This window comes from Microbacterium sp. Bi128, assembly GCF_918698205.1.
The window spans coordinates 1-1,355 of record NZ_CAKKMM010001373.1 but is presented as its reverse complement, the minus strand read 5'-3'; the positions used below and the strand labels follow the sequence as shown (position 1 = coordinate 1,355).

Sequence of the window (1,355 nt, the reverse complement as noted above, 5' to 3'; positions counted from 1 at the left end):
CTCGAGCTGCGCTACCGCGGCCTCCGCAGCCCGCACAAGCTGAAGATGGGCGTCTCCGGCTGCGCCCGCGAATGTGCGGAGGCCCGGGGCAAGGACGTCGGCGTCATCGCCACCGCCGACGGCTGGAACCTGTACGTCGGCGGCAACGGCGGCGCCACTCCGGCGCACGCCCAGCTGCTGGCCAAGGACCTCGACGACGAAACCCTGATCAAGTACATCGACCGCTACTTCATGTACTACATCCGCACGGCCGACCGGCTGCAGCGCACCGCGCGCTGGCAGGAAGAGCTCGACGGCGGCATCAAGCACGTCGAGGACGTGGTGGTCCACGACACCCTGGGCATCGCCGAGGACCTCGAAGCCGCCATGGCCAAGCACGTTGACACCTACGTCGACGAATGGGCCGACACCCTGAAGGATCCCGAACGCCTCCGCCGCTTCCGCTCCTTCGTCAACGCCCCGGACCAGAAAGACGATTCGATCACCTTCGTCTCCGACGAGCGCGGCCAGATGCGCCCCGCGACAGCGGAGGAGAAGGCGCGGGCCGGGCAGCAGCCGGTCCTGATCGGGGCTTCCATTCCGATCCGAGCCACCACCCCGGGACTGCCTGACGAGAACGAGGTATAGCCATGCAGCTCACCATTGACCTCACCGGACGCGAAGTCCTGGTCACGGGCGCGGACCACGCCGCCCGTCAGGCCGCGCGGCGCTATGAGGCGGCCGGCGCCGTCGTGTTCCGCCTCAGCACCCCGCAGGGCGCCGGCATGGACGGCCCGCTGCCCGAGCGCCCGTTCCTGGTCGCGGCGGTCGACGACGGCCAGCCGGGCTGGGAGGCCCTCCTCGGCCGGTGCCGTGCCACCGGCATTCCGGTGGCGGCCGAGCCCCCGGCCGGCCCGGCGGGCCACGTCACGCTGGTCGGCGGCGGACCCGGGACCACCGAGCTGCTCACCGTCGCCGCCGTCGCCGCGCTGCGCGACGCCGACGTCGTCTTCTACGACCGGCTCGCCCCGTACCAGGACCTGCCGTCCCTGACCTCGGCAGAGCTAGTGGATGTGGGCAAGAAGCCCGGCCACCACAAGGTCAGCCAGGCAGACATCGAAAAGCTCATGGTGGAAAGCGCGCTGGCCGGCAACAATGTGGTCCGCCTCAAGGGCGGGGACCCCTATGTGTTCGGCCGCGGCGGCGAGGAAGTCGCGCCCTGCGTCGCGGCCGGGGTTCCGTCCCCCGTCATCTCCGGAGTCACCAGCGCCATCTCGGTTCCGGCCGCCACCGGCATCCCGGTCACGCACCGCGAAGTCAGCCACATGTTCACGGTTGTTTCAGGCCATTCCCCGCTGACCGAGAACGAACTGCCC

Annotated in this window: 1 protein-coding gene and 1 pseudogene; both read left to right on the top strand. The window is 70.4% G+C overall.

Going from position 1 to position 1,355, the window contains the following annotated elements; all coding sequences use genetic code 11:
- Positions 1-627, top strand: a pseudogene (locus LQV45_RS32915) (nitrite reductase (NAD(P)H)); the annotation flags it as partial.
- A gap of 2 nt (positions 628-629) precedes the next feature.
- Positions 630-1,355, top strand: a 726-nt coding sequence (locus tag LQV45_RS32910; protein WP_230011856.1) for a uroporphyrinogen-III C-methyltransferase, incomplete at its 3' end; no start/stop codon positions are given.